14 protein-coding genes are annotated in these 15,204 nt (G+C 68.8%); 10 read left to right on the forward strand and 4 right to left on the reverse strand.

The window, feature by feature from the left end; translation table 11 throughout:
* The first annotated feature begins 55 nt into the window (after positions 1-55).
* From GRI40_RS00720 to GRI40_RS00740, 5 genes are read left to right on the forward strand one after another with little or no spacing between them, the layout of a single operon-like run.
* A complete protein-coding gene (locus GRI40_RS00720) occupies positions 56-811 on the forward strand; it encodes a 3-hydroxybutyrate dehydrogenase (RefSeq protein WP_160609571.1) in 756 nt (251 codons plus the stop codon).
* Between the two features lie 33 nt (positions 812-844).
* Positions 845-2,323: a M28 family metallopeptidase gene (locus GRI40_RS00725; protein WP_160609572.1), complete on the forward strand. Its 1,479-nt coding sequence runs from the start codon at positions 845-847 to the stop codon at positions 2,321-2,323.
* Positions 2,324-2,346: 23 nt separating this feature from the next.
* The gene (gene guaB, locus GRI40_RS00730; RefSeq protein ID WP_160609573.1) at positions 2,347-3,846 is read left to right on the forward strand and encodes an IMP dehydrogenase; all 1,500 of its coding nucleotides are present in this window, start codon (positions 2,347-2,349) and stop codon (positions 3,844-3,846) included.
* A gap of 33 nt (positions 3,847-3,879) precedes the next feature.
* On the forward strand, positions 3,880-5,058 hold the full coding sequence (locus GRI40_RS00735; protein WP_160609574.1) for an RsmB/NOP family class I SAM-dependent RNA methyltransferase: 1,179 nt from the start codon (positions 3,880-3,882) through the stop codon (positions 5,056-5,058).
* A gap of 14 nt (positions 5,059-5,072) precedes the next feature.
* The gene (locus GRI40_RS00740; RefSeq protein WP_237488967.1) at positions 5,073-5,627 is read left to right on the forward strand and encodes a tetratricopeptide repeat protein; all 555 of its coding nucleotides are present in this window, start codon (positions 5,073-5,075) and stop codon (positions 5,625-5,627) included.
* Between the two features lie 22 nt (positions 5,628-5,649).
* Here GRI40_RS00740 and GRI40_RS00745 read toward each other — a convergent pair whose 3' ends face one another.
* Entirely contained in the window at positions 5,650-6,132 is a 483-nt protein-coding gene (locus tag GRI40_RS00745; protein ID WP_160611291.1) for an RNA pyrophosphohydrolase, read from the reverse strand.
* A 3-nt stretch (positions 6,133-6,135) separates the two neighbouring features.
* Positions 6,136-7,089 carry an alpha/beta hydrolase gene (locus tag GRI40_RS00750; protein WP_160609575.1) on the reverse strand — a complete coding sequence of 318 codons (954 nt, stop codon included), beginning with the start codon at positions 7,087-7,089 and terminating at the stop codon, positions 6,136-6,138.
* 167 nt (positions 7,090-7,256) lie between these two features.
* On the opposite strand from GRI40_RS00750, the gene GRI40_RS00755 reads away from it, so the two are divergent.
* From GRI40_RS00755 to GRI40_RS00765, 3 genes are all read left to right on the forward strand, one after another.
* Positions 7,257-9,290, forward strand: a complete 2,034-nt coding sequence (locus tag GRI40_RS00755) for a 2-oxoacid:acceptor oxidoreductase subunit alpha (protein WP_160609576.1) — start codon at positions 7,257-7,259, stop codon at positions 9,288-9,290.
* Positions 9,287-10,372: a 2-oxoacid:ferredoxin oxidoreductase subunit beta gene (locus GRI40_RS00760; RefSeq protein ID WP_160609577.1), complete on the forward strand. Its 1,086-nt coding sequence runs from the start codon at positions 9,287-9,289 to the stop codon at positions 10,370-10,372. The genes GRI40_RS00755 and GRI40_RS00760 overlap by 4 nt, the downstream gene beginning before the upstream one ends.
* 141 nt (positions 10,373-10,513) lie before the next feature.
* Entirely contained in the window at positions 10,514-11,470 is a 957-nt protein-coding gene (locus GRI40_RS00765; protein WP_160609578.1) for a metal-dependent hydrolase, read from the forward strand.
* On the opposite strand, the gene GRI40_RS00770 is transcribed toward GRI40_RS00765, so the two are convergent.
* The gene (locus GRI40_RS00770; RefSeq protein ID WP_160609579.1) at positions 11,464-12,222 is read right to left on the reverse strand and encodes a phosphatase PAP2 family protein; all 759 of its coding nucleotides are present in this window, start codon (positions 12,220-12,222) and stop codon (positions 11,464-11,466) included. The genes GRI40_RS00765 and GRI40_RS00770 overlap by 7 nt on opposite strands.
* A 138-nt stretch (positions 12,223-12,360) precedes the next feature.
* Between GRI40_RS00770 and GRI40_RS00775 the strand changes: the two genes are divergently transcribed.
* Positions 12,361-13,647, forward strand: a complete 1,287-nt coding sequence (locus GRI40_RS00775; RefSeq protein WP_160611292.1) for an SAM-dependent methyltransferase — start codon at positions 12,361-12,363, stop codon at positions 13,645-13,647.
* An 11-nt stretch (positions 13,648-13,658) separates the two neighbouring features.
* Positions 13,659-14,822, forward strand: a complete 1,164-nt coding sequence (locus GRI40_RS00780; protein WP_160609580.1) for a serine hydrolase domain-containing protein — start codon at positions 13,659-13,661, stop codon at positions 14,820-14,822.
* Positions 14,823-14,832: 10 nt separating this feature from the next.
* Here GRI40_RS00780 and GRI40_RS00785 read toward each other — a convergent pair whose 3' ends face one another.
* Positions 14,833-15,180, reverse strand: a complete 348-nt coding sequence (locus tag GRI40_RS00785) for a PilZ domain-containing protein (RefSeq protein WP_160609581.1) — start codon at positions 15,178-15,180, stop codon at positions 14,833-14,835.
* Positions 15,181-15,204 lie beyond the last annotated feature (24 nt).

Here is a 15,204-nt window from a genome sequence, read left to right on the forward strand (position 1 = left end):
CGCTTCGCAAAGGCGGCGATCGACTGTTACCCGGCCAATCATCGAAGGAGTGGAAATGTTCCTGAACGGCAAGCGCGCACTCGTAACGGGCTCCACTTCGGGCATAGGCCTCGCGATCGCGCGGGCGCTGCGGGCGGAAGGGGCCGAAGTCGTGCTGAACGGGTTCGGCGATGAAGGCGCGATCGCCGCACTGAAGGACGAGCTTGGCGCACAACACGTCGATGCGGACCTTACCACGGCCGCCGGCTGTCAGGCGCTGATGGACGGGGCCGGACCGGTCGATATCCTGGTCAATAACGCCGGGATGCAATTCGTCGCCCCGGTCGAGGAGTTCCCGGTCGATCGGTGGGACGGGATCATGGCGCTCAACCTCACGGCCGCGTTCCACACCATCCGCCTCGCCGTGCCGCACATGAAGCAGGCGGGCTGGGGCCGCATCATCAACACCGCCAGCGCCCATTCCAAGGTCGCCTCCCCCTTCAAGGCGGCCTACAACGCGGCCAAGCACGGGCTCGACGGGCTGACCAAGACGGTGGCCCTGGAACTGGCGCCGTACGGGATCACCGCCAACTGCGTGAGCCCGGGGTATGTCTGGACACCGCTGGTCGAGAACCAGATCCCCGACACGATGGAGGCGCGCGGCCTTTCGCGCGACCAGGTGATAAACGATGTCCTGCTGGCCAAGCAGGCCACGAAGAAGTTCGTCCAGCCGGAGGAGATCGGCGCGGTGGCGGTGTTCCTGTGCCGGGACGAAGCGCAGAATGTGACCGGCGCGAACTGGAGCGTGGACGGCGGCTGGACCGCCGAGTAACGTCCCCGGTACGATTCCACCCGGGGGCATTCGATGCGGGGCGCATTCCTGATGGCGACGGCGCTGCTCGCCGGGTGCGCGGCGCCCGGTCCCCGCTCCGCGCCCGTGCCGCGCGACCGGGCGGCGGTGGAAGCGGCGCTGATGCGCCATATCGAGATTCTCGCCAGCGACGAATTCGGCGGACGCCAGCCCGGGACGGCGGGCGAGGCGAAGACGCTGCGCTACCTGGCGCGGGAATGGCAGGCGGCGGGCCTCGAATCGGGCACCAACGATCCGGCCAACCCATGGTTCGCGCCGGTCGAACTGTCGCTGACCGTGCCCGACCGCAGCGAAGCCCGTTTCTATCGCGGGGGACGGCCGGTCGCATTGCCGGATGGCGCGGCGACCGTGTTCACGAGCAGCTCCCGCGGCCTGGTGGAACGAGCACCGGTGGTGTTCGTGAGCGGTGCGGCCACGCAGCCCGAACGGGCCGAGCTTGCCGGGCGGGTCGTCATCACCCCGATGGACCACGCGCGCGTGGCCGAACAACGCGAAGCGCTGGTTCGCGCCGGTGCCGCGGCGGTGCTCACGGTGGTGGAAGGCGATAGGGAGCGCGCCGGATTGACGGCGCAGCGCCGGCGGGGCGGCTACCGCCTTGCGGGCAGCGAGAACCCGGGCGCGCTCGACGGTTATCTCTCGCCCGCCGGGTTCGCCGCGCTGATCGGCGGCGACCGTGCGCGCGAACTGCTGGCAGCGGATAGCCCTGCCGTGACCCGGCTCGATCTTGCCGCATCGCTGGAAGCGACCGCCTCCGCCAGCACGGTGCGGACGTATAATCTCATCGCGCGCCTGCCCGGCCGGCGCCCGGCGGCAGGGGCAGTGCTGCTGCTGGCGCATTGGGACCATTTCGGAACCTGCGCCGAGGAACCCGCGCCCGACCTCGTCTGCAACGGCGCGGTGGACAATGCGAGCGGGCTTGCCGTGCTCACCGAGCTGGCCCGGCGCATTGCCGCCGGCCCGCGGCTGGAGCGCGATGTCTATTTCCTCGCCACCACGGCGGAGGAATGGGGCCTGCTGGGGGCGCAGGCCTTTGCGGAAAATCCCCCGGTTCCGCTGAACACGATCGTCGCCGCGTTCAACCTCGATACCGTCGCCGTTGCGCCCGCGGGCAGCCCGGTGGCCATCGTGGGCAAGGGGCTGACGCCGCTCGATCCCGGCATCGCGCAAGTGCTGAAGCAGGCCGGCCGGCGCGAAGGGGATGAACGCATGGCGCAAGGGTACGTGCGGCGGCAGGACGGCTGGGCCCTCATCCAGCGGGACGTGCCGGCGGTGGCCATCTCCAGCGCCTTCGCCCAGGCGGGGCCGCTCGATCGCTACATGACCGAACATTACCACCAGGCGAGTGACGAGGCCGCCGGGATCGAGCTGGGCGGCGCGGCGGAGGACATGGTCCTGCACATTGCGCTGGTGCGCCATTTCTCCGATCCGGCGCGCTGGCCGGCGTCTGCGGGAAAAAGCCCGCCCGCCCCCTAGCCGCCGGGCCGCACTCTCGTTAGATGGGCCGCCACGAATCTTCCGGTGAAAGCGCACCTGTGGCCCATCTCGATATCCCTCTCGCCCTGACATTCGACGACGTGCTGCTGCGTCCGGGGGAAAGCGACATACTGCCCGGCATGGCGGACACGCGCACCCGGTTGACCCGGTCGATCGCGCTCAACATCCCGGTGATCTCCGCCGCGATGGACACCGTGACCGAAGCGGACATGGCGATCGTCATGGCGCAGCTGGGCGGCATCGGCGTCCTCCACCGCAACCTCGAGATCGAGCAGCAGGTCGCCGCCGTGCGGGCGGTGAAGCGGTTCGAAAGCGGAATGGTGGTGAACCCGATCACCATCGGCCCGGATGCCACCCTGGGCGAAGCGCAGGCCCTGATGGCCGACAACCGCATCAGCGGCATCCCGGTCACGGACGCGAGTGGGCGGCTGTGCGGCATCCTCACCAACCGGGACGTGCGCTTCGCCGAAAATCCCGGCCAGCCGGTGCGCGAGCTGATGACCAGCGAGAACCTGGCGACCGTGCCGCTGGGGACGGGCCAGGACGAGGCGCGGCGCCTGCTCCACCAGCGACGGATCGAAAAGCTGCTGGTGGTGGACGGCGATTACCGCTGCGTCGGCCTCATCACCGTCAAGGACATCGAAAAGTCCGTCAGCTATCCCGACGCCACCAAGGACGAAGGCGGCCGCCTGCGCGTGGCGGCGGCGACCACGGTGGGCGACAAGGGCTTCGCGCGGACGGAAGCGCTGATCGCGGCCGAGTGCGACGTGATCATCATCGATACCGCCCACGGCCACAACGTGGAGGTCGCCCGCGCGGTCGAACGGGCGAAGACGCTGTCCAATTCCGTGCAGGTGATCGCCGGCAACGTCGCGACGGCGGAGGCGACCCGTGCGCTCGTCGATGCGGGCGCGGATGCCGTGAAGGTCGGCATCGGACCGGGATCGATCTGCACCACCCGCGTGGTCGCCGGCGTCGGCGTGCCGCAGCTCACCGCGGTGCTTGAATGCGCGGCGGAAGCGGCGAGGGCGGGCGTGCCGATCATCGCCGATGGCGGCCTGCGCACCAGCGGCGATGCGGCCAAGGCGCTCGCCGCCGGGGCCGCGACCGTGATGATCGGATCCATGCTGGCAGGCACTGCGGAAAGCCCGGGTGAGACGTTCCTCTACCAGGGCCGCAGCTACAAGGCGTACCGGGGCATGGGCAGTGTGGGCGCGATGGCGCGGGGCAGCGCGGACCGCTACTTCCAGCAGGATGTCTCCGCGCTCAAGCTCGTGCCCGAAGGGATCGAAGGCCAGGTGCCTTACAAGGGCCCTGCGAAGGACGTGGTCCACCAGCTCGTCGGCGGGATCAAGGCCGCGATGGGCTATACCGGCAGCGCGACCCTGGCGGACTTGCGCGAACGGGCTCGCTTCGTCCGGATCACCGGTGCCGGTCTTGCGGAAAGCCACGTTCACGACGTCGCCATCACGCGCGAGGCGCCGAATTACCCCACCCGATGATCGCCGTTCGCACGCGCACGGGAGGGTGCTGACATGACCCCCGCCGCGCGGGTCCAGGCGGCTATCGAGCTTCTCGATGCGGTGATCGCCGCGGCGCGCGACCGCGGCGCGCCCGCCGATCGACTGATTTCCGACTACTTCCGCCAGCGCCGCTACGCCGGTTCGAAGGACCGACGCGCGGTGCGGGAACTGGTCTATGACGCCGTGCGCCTGTGCGGCCCGGTCCCCCCGAGCGGACGGGCGGCGATGCTGGCGGTGGCGGAGCGCGATCCCGCTGTCCGGGGGCTGTTCGACGGGTCGGTGCACGGGCCCGCGCCTGTCGGAGATGGTGAGGGGCCAGCACCGGTGGGCCTCGCGCCGGAATGGCTGGTGGCGGAACTGGCGCGCTCGGACATCGAAGGTGCGGAGGCTACCGCGCTGCTCGACCGGGCGCCGCTCGACCTCAGGGTCAACACGCTGAAGGCGGACCGCGCCACGATCTCGCTGCCCGCCGAACCGCAGCCGACCGCCGCGCCGCAGGGTCTGCGCCTCCCCCCCGGCACCGCGGTCGAGCAGTGGCATGCCTATCGCGAAGGTCTGGTCGAGGTGCAGGACACCGGTTCCCAGCTGGCCTGCCTCGCCGTCGGTGCACGGCCGGGCGAGACGGTCATCGATCTCTGCGCGGGCGCCGGCGGCAAGACGCTGGCGCTCGCGGCGGCGATGGAGAATCGCGGCGTCCTGCTGGCCTGCGATACCGACCGGGGCCGCCTGTCGCGCCTGCCGCCGCGTGCGGCGCGCGCCGGGGCCGGCATTATCGAAAGTCGCCTGATCGACCCGGGCCGGGAGCCCGAGATGCTCACCGACTTTGCCGGCGCGGCCGACGCGGTGCTGGTCGACGCGCCCTGTTCGGGCACCGGTACGTGGCGCCGCAATCCGGAAGCGCGCTGGCGGCTGACGCCCGCACAGCTTGCCGCCTATGCCGACACGCAGGCGCGCCTGCTGGGCATCGCCGCGCCGCTGGTGAAGCCGGGCGGGCGGTTGATCTTCGTCACCTGCTCCGTCCTCGATGCCGAAGGGGCGGGGCAAGTCGATCGCTTCCTGGCCGAGAACGCCGGCTGGACGTCGGACAGGCTCGACCTCCCGCTCGGGAAGCCGCGCGGGAAAGGTTGGCGGCTTTCACCGTTTCATGACGGCACGGACGGGTTTTTCATCGCCCGTCTATCTCGCGCGTGATATCGGGTGCGGCCATGGCGAAGCCTGCCCACGCACCGACGCCCCGATGGAAGGAACTGCTGATGCGCTTCGCCGCCCCTGCCGCTGCACTTGCCGCCGTCCTGGCGATCACCGCCAGCGTGGGGCAGGGCGCCGACCATGTGACCGACCCGCGCGCCGCCGCCCTGGTGGCCGAAGGGCGCACGGCGCTGGCGACCGGCGATGTGGAACGCGCGGTCGACGCATTCGAAGCCGCGCTGACGGTCGATCCGGCGGCGACCGCGATCTACGTCGAACTGGGGCAGGCGGCGCGCGCCAATGGCTTGCAAGGCAAGGCGATCCGTTACTACCGCGCGGCGCTGGAGCGGGAGCCGGGCAATCTCGCCGCGCTGACCGGCGAAGGGCAGGCCCTGCTGGAAAAGGGCGCGGTGGAAAAGGCGCGCCGCAATCTCGCCCGGCTGCAATCGGTGTGCGGCGCGAACTGCGCCGAAACGCAGGCGCTTGCCGCCGCGATCGCGCGCGGTCCGCAGCCCCGTGTCCTTACTGCGGAGGCCGTGATGCCCGATGCCGTGGTGACCCAGAAGAACTGAGGCGGAGGTCTCGGAAGCGCGTTCAGACCAGCGCGCGGAAACCTTCCACGACGACGCTGTAAACCCGTTTCTTGAACGGCACGATCAGGTTCGGCAACTCGTCCGGATCGACCCACCGCCATTCGCAGAATTCGGGCGGTTCATGCGCGTCTAGCCGCACGTCCGCATCGGTCCCAGAGAAGCGCAGCAGGAACCAGGTCTGCTCCTGTCCGCGATACCGGCCTTCCCACAATTTGCCGACGAGTTCGCTCGGCAGGTCGTACCGCACGGTTTCGTCCAGCCGTCCGATCACCGCCACCTTGTCGGACGCGATGCCGGTTTCCTCGTAGAGTTCGCGCAGCACCGCAACGTCCGGGTCCTCTCCCGGATCGATGCCGCCCTGGGGCATCTGCCACCAGTCGCCTTCGCGGTTGTCGATCCGCCGGCCGACGAAGACCTTGCCGTCGGCATTGACGAGCATGAGCCCCACGCAGGGCCGGTATGCGAGTTCGCTCAAGCGAGAAATTCCCTATCCGTGACGCGCGAGCATCAGTTTTATGGCGTCGGTCAGCGCGGTCACATCCCGCTGCGCGCTGGGCACCGCCTTGCGTATATTCACGAAGCCGTGGATGTTTCCGCGCGCCTCCAGGTAAATCACGTCGACCCCCGCTTGGACGAGGTGCGCGGCATAGTCGCGCCCGGAATCGCGCAACGGATCGAGGCCGGCGGTCAGCAGCACCGTGGGTGGCGCGGCGGCGTGATCGTCGTGCAGGATGGGGTAGTTGCGTTTGTCCGCCGGATCAGCGGCATAGTTGCTGCTGAAGAAGCCCATCGTCCGCGCGGTCAGCAGGAACCCTTCGCTGAAGGTCTTGAAGCTGAACGTCTCCTCCACCGGCCCGGCGACGGGGTATATCGGGGCCTGCAGCACCACCGGCACAGCGGCCGGTTCGTCGCTCAATGCCTGCGCGGTCACGATGGCGAGGTTGCCGCCCGCGCTGTCACCCGTGGTGATGATGCCGGTGACCTGGAAGCCCAGCGCCGCGGGGCTTTCGGCGACCCAGCGGCTCGCCGCTTCGCAATCGTCGGGCGCGGCCGGGAACGGCGCTTCGGGCGCCAGGCGATAGTGGACGGCGATAACCGGCAGGTCGAGCTGGTGCGCCAGCTCGGTGCAGAACGCGTTGTGCGTTTCCAGGTCGCCGATCACGAAGCCGCCGCCGTGGAAGAACATCACCGCCGGGCCGGCTTCGCGGCTGGTGCGCGGGTCGTAGAGGCGCAAGGGGATTTCCCCCGCCGGGCCCGGGCAGGTGAGATCGCGCACGACGGCCAGATCGTGCGCGTCCGCTTCGGCAAGCTGGCCCATCGTGGCGAACGCGGCGCGCGCTTCGGCCAGCGGCACTTCGTCCATCTGCGGGCCGTTCATGGCCGCCAGCATGTCGAGGAAGCCCTTCACGTCGTCGCGCACGTACAGTTCGGTGTCGGCCATCCTCGATCTCCCGTTTCGGTTGTGTATCCGAACGAATAGTGGCGCGCCGGGTGCTTTTCCACTCGACATTTTCGCCGCCGGGGAGAAAAACTTGGTTGTGGGACAGGCGGCAGCGCCATAGCTGCCCCTTGACACTGCGCCGCCCCGGCGCGCGACAAGGATACCCGATGGCGACCGATCCCCTCACGCTAGAGGACGCCGACACGCCGCGCGATGCGGCCCGTTCCAGCGACCGGGCGAGCAACCCGGCCAGCAACCCCGAGGCCGTCGTGGTCCGCTTCGCCGGCGATTCGGGCGATGGCATGCAGCTGACCGGCGGGCAGTTCACCCTGTCGACCGCGCTGGCCGGCAACGACCTGGCGACGTTCCCCGATTTTCCGGCGGAAATCCGCGCGCCGCAGGGCACGCTGTTCGGCGTCAGCGCGTTCCAGATCAACTTCGGCTCCACCGCGATCGAAACCGCTGGCGACGCGCCTGACGTGCTGGTGGCGATGAACCCCGCCGCGCTGAAGACGAACCTCGCCGCGCTGAAGCCGGGCGGGCTGATCATCGCCGACACCGGCGAATTCACGAAGCGCAATCTCGAAAAGGCGAAGTACACGGTCAATCCGCTGGAGGATGGCGGCCTCGACAAGTGGCAGGTGCTGGCCTTCGACATCAGCGCCCAGACGGTGGAGGCGGTAAAGCCGTTCGGCCTGGGCAACAAGGACGCGCTCCGCTGCAAGAACATGTGGACGCTGGGCCTGGCGCTGTGGATGTTCGACCGTCCGCGCGGGCCCATCCACGACTGGCTCAATGCCAAGTTCAAGACCCGGCCGGAACTGGCCGCCGCCAACATCGCCGCGCTCGACGCGGGACATGCCTATGGCGAGACGGCGGAACTCGCCGGGCCGCTCAGGCAGGTGCACGTGGATGCGGTGGCGAGCGCGCCCGGCCTCTACCGCACGATCACCGGGGCCGAAGCGGTGAGCCTCGGCCTCGTCGCGGGCGCGCAGCTGGCGCATCTGCCGATGTTCTTCGGCGGTTATCCGATCACGCCGGCAAGCTCGATCTTGCACCACCTGGCGCGACTCAAGGAATTCGGCGTGACGACCTTCCAGGCGGAGGACGAGATCGCCGCGATCTGCGCCTCCATCGGGGCGAGCTATGCCGGCAGCCTCGGCGTCACGTCATCCAGCGGGCCCGGCATCGCCTTGAAGACCGAGGCCATGGGCCTTGCCATCATGACCGAACTTCCGCTGGTCATCGTCAACTCGCAGCGCGGCGGCCCTTCGACCGGCCTGCCGACCAAGACGGAACAGAGCGATCTCTACCAGGCGGTCTATGGCCGTAACGGCGACGCGCCCCTGCCGGTTATCGCCGCGCGCAGCCCCGGCGACGCGTTCGATTGCGCGATAGAGGCGTGCCGCATCGCGGTGGAATACATGACCCCGGTCATGCTGCTGACCGACGGCTATATCGCCAATGCTGCGGAGCCGTGGCAAGTGCCCGATCCGGCGAGTTACACCGCGTTCCCCGCCACGTTCCTCGAACAGAAGAACGATGGCGACAACCTGCTGCCCTACAAGCGCGATGGCAAGGGCGCGCGGCCGTGGATCCGGCCCGGCACGCCCGGCCTGATGCACCGCATCGGCGGCATCGAGAAAGCGGTCGATACCGGCCACATCGACTATTCGCCCAGCAATCACCAGGCGATGACCGACGCCCGCAAGGCGAAGATCGACGGCATCGCGGTGCCCGATCAGGACGTATGTCTCGGCGAAACCCGCGGCACGCTCGCCGTGGTCGGCTGGGGCAGCACGTTCGGCCCGATCCACCAGGCGGTGCGCCGCGCCCGCGCCCGGGGGATGGACGTGAGCCACGTCCACGTCCGCCACATCTGGCCGCTCCCCGCCAACCTCGGCGACCTGCTCCGCGGGTTCGACAACGTGCTGGTGCCGGAAATGAACACCGGCCAGTTCAAGACCGTGCTGCGCGACCAGTACCTCGTCGATGCCCGCCCGCTGACCAAGACCAGCGGCCAGCCGTTCCAGATCGCGGAGCTGGAGGCGGCGATCGCGAAGTATTTCGACGGCATCGCGGGCAACGAGGGCGGGGAGGTCGACGCCAACCTCCAGCAGCTGCCCACGCCAGAAAGCGGCCACGACGATGGTTCGCTGCGCCCGCAATTCAAGTCGCCGCAGAGCGAGTACGACGCATGAACGACATGACCCCCTTCGCTACCACGCTCAAGGACTGGGAAACCGACCAGGAGGTGCGCTGGTGCCCCGGCTGCGGCGACTACGCGATCCTGAAGGCGGTGCAGCGCACGCTGCCGCAGTTGGGCGCCAACCCCGCGAACACGGTGTTCATCAGCGGCATCGGCTGTTCCAGCCGGTTCCCGTACTACATGGAAAGCTACGGCTTCCACACGATCCACGGCCGCGCGCCGGCGATCGCCACCGGGGTGAAGCTCGCCAATCCCGATCTCGACATCTGGCTGGTGACGGGTGACGGCGACGGATTGTCCATTGGCGGCAATCACTTGATGCACGTTCTTCGCAGGAACGTGAACATGCAGATCATGCTGTTCAACAACGAGATCTACGGCCTCACCAAAGGGCAGTACTCACCCACCAGTCGCGAAGGGACGAAGAGCCCGACCACGCCGCTCGGTTCATACGACCACCCCGCGCGGCCGGCGGCGTTCGCGCTGGGCGCGGGCGCGCGGTTCGTGGCGCGCGGGTTCGACGTGTCGAAGAAGCTGCCCGAAGTCCTGATGGCGGCGCATGCCCACCAGGGCGCGGCCTTCGTGGAGATTTTCCAGAACTGCGTCGTCTACAACAAGGACGTGTTCGACGATTTCGCCCAGCCCAAGGGGGCGGAGGACCGGCAACTGTGGCTCGAGAACGGGCAGCCGATGCTGTTCGCTGGCGGCACGCAAGGCATCGCGCTCGACCGCCATCTGCTGCGGCCGATGGTCGTGTCGGTGGAAAACGGCGACTGGGAAGCGGCCGGCGTGCTGGTGCACGACGTGTCGAACCGCACGGTCGCGCACATGCTTGTCGAAATGCCGTTCGGCCCGTTCCCGATGGCGCTGGGCGTCCTCTACGACGATCCGCGCCCGACGTTCGAAGCGGCGGTGGCGCAGGAACGCGCGCAGTCCAGCGCCGGCAAGGAGCCCGACCTCGCGCGCCTGCTGTCGAAGGGGCAGACCTGGACCGTTGGCGATAACGCCGCCGACCCGGTCAGCACCCGCCCGCCCGGCCAGGGCGCGCCCAATGCGGACGAGCCGCTGACGTAAGATTTCCTGCCCAGCGACGGTGCGATCCCACGTCGGCCATGGGAACGACCCGCTACCCCACCGCGCCGAAACGGGCCGGCCGGGGTGGCGGGTTTTTCACGCCTGTAACACATGCCGGCCGCAACGGGGGAAAGCTGAACGATGGACAATCTGACGCACAGCCTCGTCGGCGCGCTGATGGGGCAGGCGGGGCTCAAGCGCAGGACCGGCCTCGCGATGCCGGCGCTGATCATCGGCGCGAACATTCCGGATATCGACGCGGCGTGTTTCCTGTGGCTCCAGGGGGTGCAGCACCTCGCGTTCCGCCGCGGGATCACGCACGGGCCCATCGCCTGGGTCCTGCTGCCCCTGCTGCTGGCGGGCGGGCTGTGGTGGTTCGACCGCTGGCAGGCGCGGCGCGGCAAACGGCCGGCGGGGCGGCTGCCGGTGCGCTTCGGCTGGCTCTATGCGCTGAGCCTGATCGGCACCCTCTCGCACCCGCTGTTCGACTGGTTCAACAGTTACGGCATCCGGCTGCTGGAGCCGTTTTCCAGCCGATGGTTCTATGGCGACATATTGTTCATCATCGATCCGTGGCTCCTGCTGATGCTGGGCGCGGGGGTGTGGGCTTCGCTGCGGCGGGAGAAGCGGGGCGGCGCGTGGCGGCACCCGGCATGGCTCGCGATGGTGGCGATCACGCTCTACATCTGCATGAACTGGGCCATCACGCGCGATGCGGCACGGCTTGCCTCGCTCGACATGGATATCACCCACACCATCGCGAACCCGGCCATGCTCGATCCCCGCAAGCGCGACCTGATCTGGGTGGGGCGCGAAGGGCGTCATGTCGCGATCCCCGGATTCGCCGGCCCGACCGAAGACCGGCTGGTCACGCAGCCCATGGGAGATGCCTGGCTGCCGTCCTGCGATCTTGCCGAGGCGGCGCGGCGTGATAGCCAGGTCGCGGCATTCCTGTTCTGGTCGCGCGTGCCGTTCGTGGCGCGCGACGGGGACGGCAGTTTGTTCCTGCGCGACGCACGCTTTGCGGACCCGCGCGCCGTTTCGCGCTTCCAGGTGGAGCTGCCGCCCGGCACCTGCACCCAGTTCTTCGGTCAGTGAACCGTCGGGGCGTCGCCCCCGGCACTCTCCGCCGCGGCCTTGGCCGGCTTGTAGAGCAGGGCGGCGCCGGTAAACGCCCAGGCCGCTCCGCCGAGCCAGCCGGCGGTCACGTCGCTCGGGAAATGCACACCCAGCATGACCCGGCTCCACGCGATCATCGCGGACAGGACCATGGCGCTGGCGATCAGGGTATAGCGCACCGAATGCCGCGAACTCATCGCGGCGAAGGCCAGCGCCATCGCGATATAGACCACCGCCGCGTTGAAGCTGTGGCCGCTCGGGAAGCTCTCGCCGCCGGCCTCCATCAGGTGCGGTACGATCTGCGGCCGCTCCCGCCCGACGAGAACCTTCAGCAATGTGTTGGCGATCCAGCCGCCCGCCACGGTCATGGCGAACAGCACCGCCTCGCGCCGCAGCCTGAGGAACAGCAGCGCGACGACGGCGGCGACCGCGAACAGGTTGCGCAGGAACACGCCGCCCATCGCGGTCACGTCGCGCACGATCTCCAGCATGAGGTGCGACCCGGCAAAGTCGCGCGCCTCCCCCGTGCGGGCGGCGAGCAGGCCCGTTTCATCGAACGCGCCTGTCTGTCCCCTGAGGACCAGCCAGACCATGAGCGCGAACCCCGCCCACAGCACGGCTGCCGCCACCAGCGCCTTGCGCCGGTCGATGGTAAAGCCGCGCCGGGGCAGGCGGATTTCCTCTGCCGGGATCGGCGGGCTTTCAGGCTGGACGATGTCGGAAGCGTTCATGGTAGCAGGAACCAGCGCGCGCGGCTTTGTGTTCCGGCGGCCCCGCGTCACAGCGATGCGCAGGCAGGGCATATGCCTTCGCGTCGCATGGCGCGCGAACGGTTGCCCGGCGCCACGTTGCGGTTCATAGCGCGGCGCATGAGGGCAGAGGGGCTGAACCGGGGTACATCCCTTCTTTCCGCGGGCGCGCGTTTCGAACGCAGTCCGGGGGCGCTGGCGCGCATCCTGGCGCCCGGATTCCACAAGCTGCTCGACCGGATCGACAACGGCGTGGCGAAAGGCACCCTGACCGGCCGCCTGCCGGATGGAACGACGCGACTGCTGGGCGGACGCGCGCCGGGGTTCGAGGCGGAAGTCGATCTCAAGGACTGGCGCGCGCTGGTGCGGCTGGCCACCAACGGTTCGATCGGCTGGTACCAGGCATGGGCGGCTGGGGAATGGGACAGCCCCGATCCGGTCGCCGTGTTCGCGCTGTTCATCGCCAATGGCGAAACGCTGGGCAATACGGGCCGGGCGAAGGGGCCGTTCCAGTGGGCGGCGCGCTTCACCCACTGGCTCAATCGCAACACCCCCGCCGGGGCGCAGCGCAACATCCACGCGCACTATGATCTCGGCAATGATTTCTACGCCGCCTGGCTGGGCGGCAGCATGTGCTATTCCAGCGCGCTGTTCGTCGGTTCGAACGAGCCGTCGATGGCGCAGCAGATGCTGTCGCAGCTGGACTACGGCCAGCTCGCCAAGGTCACCGCGATCATCAACCGGGTCCGGGCGCACGAGGTGGAAAGCCTGCTGGACATCGGCTGCGGATGGGGGATGCTGGCATGGGTGGCGGCATCGGCAGGCGCGCGTGTAGACGCGATCAGCCTTTCGGATCAGCAACTGGCATACTGCCGTTCGAAGGGGGGCGGTAAAGGAACGCCCCCGCGCTTCATGAAGCAGGATTACCGCGACGTTGCCGGTCAATACGATGCGATCGTCAGCGTCGAGATGGTGGAGGCGCTGGGCCGCGAATACTGGCCCGCGTTCATGGACTGCCTCGCCCGCAACCTGAAGCCCAGCGGTCGTGCGGCGATCCAGTACATCTCGATGCGCGAGGAACTGTTCGACGCCTATGCCGCGAGCGCGGACTTCATCCAGGCCTATGTCTTTCCGGGCGGCTTGCTGATCCGCACGTCCGAATTTCGCCGCTTGGCCGAAGAGCGCGGCCTGCAATGGACCGACCAGACCGACTTCGGTCTCGATTACGCGGAAACGCTGCGCATGTGGCGCGCGAACTTCGATCGTGCCGTGGCGGAAGGCCGCTTGCCCGCCGGCTTCGACGAACGGTTCGTGGCGCTGTGGCGTTATTACCTGATGTACTGCGAAGGCGGCTTTCGCGGCGGCGGGATCGACGTTCACCAGGTGACACTGGTCAAGGCGGGATGAGGGGAACTACGATGAAGCGGGCTGCCATTCTTGCGCTGGGGCTGATGCTGGGCGCCTGCGCCACGGTGCCGGCGGATCGGGGCGTCCGCCTGACGCAGCCCACCGTCCAGGTACCGGTGGCGGAGAACCAGGTTCTGTTCTGGGACGACGCCGCCCGGGCAGAGCGGTTCCGCAGGATGGAGGACCGGTTCGCGGGCCACGAAATCGCGGCTGCCCCCAGGCCCCGCATCCTGCCGGCTGGCACGCCCTTCGATGCGGCGACCATCGCTGCGCTGGACAGCTATCTCGCCACGTCGAACGCGGCCGGGATCATGGTCTTGCAGGATGGCCGGGTCCGTTACGAGAAATACGGGCTGGGCTTCGCACCCGAAGGGCGCTGGACCAGCTTCTCCGTCGCCAAGAGTTTCACCTCCACCCTGCTGGGCGCGGCGGTGAACGACGGCTTCATCGCCACCCTCGACGATCCGGTCACGCGCTACCTGCCGGGCCTCGCCGGCACCGCCTACGACGGCGTCAGCGTGGAGCAGCTCGCCACGATGACCTCGGGCGTGAAGTGGAACGAAGATTACACCGATCCCGCGAGCGACGTCGCGCGCATGCTGCTGGTGCCGCCGGTGGCGGGCGAATCGCAGGCGATCACTTATGCCCGCGGCCTGACGCGGGAAGCGCCGGCTGGGCAGAAATGGGTCTACAAGACATTGGAGACCAACCTGCTGGGCGATCTGGTGGCCGCGGCCACCGGGCAGAACCTTGCGACTTACGCGAAGAAGAAGATCGTCGATCCGGCGGGCTTTGCCGGGCCGATGTTCTGGATGACGGACCTCACCGGCGGCAACATCGGCGGCTGCTGCCTTTCGCTGCGCCTGTCGGATTATGCCCGCATGGGCCAGTTCGCGCTGGAAGGCGGGCAGCCGTCCGTGCCGGCGGGCTGGTTCGACCGCGCCGGGGCGGCCCAGGTCGATCTGGGCGCCGGCTTCGGCTACGGCTACCAGTGGTGGACATATCCGGGCGCGATGTACGGCGCGCAAGGGATCTTCGGCCAGTCGATCACGATCGTGCCCGAACGCCGGCTGGTGATCGCCGTGGTCTCCAGCTGGCCTCAGGCGACTGGCAAGCCGCTGTCCGATGCGCGCCGCGCGCTGGTCGACCGGGTGGTCGCCGCCAGCGGGCGCTAGGCCGGCGGGGTCAGGCGATCGGGCGGAACACGCCGCCGCTGGAATAGCGGGCCAGGATGTTGTCGTGGACGATCGGGCTCAGCAGTTCGTTGAACGCGCAGCCCGCGATGCAGTTGTCCCACCAGATGACTTCGGCCTGGAGCGATTCGAGGCCGGGCAGGGTGAGCCAGCACAGCTGGCCCATGTGCATCCGGTTGATCGCGGCGGCGGAGAAGCCCGAGATCGACAGGTCGTGGACGACGGTGCGGAACGGCCGCCCGCCCGAAGCGCGAAGCTGGGCCGGAATGCTGAGCTTTGTGCGGGGCGAGCAGCGATCTTCCTGCGCCGCCTGGGAATAGCGATCGTGCGTGTTGATCATGGTGGGCCCGGCCCCTTCCGTTGC

This window comes from Tsuneonella aeria (assembly GCF_009827495.1).
Taxonomy (GTDB): Bacteria; Pseudomonadota; Alphaproteobacteria; order Sphingomonadales; family Sphingomonadaceae; genus Tsuneonella; species Tsuneonella aeria.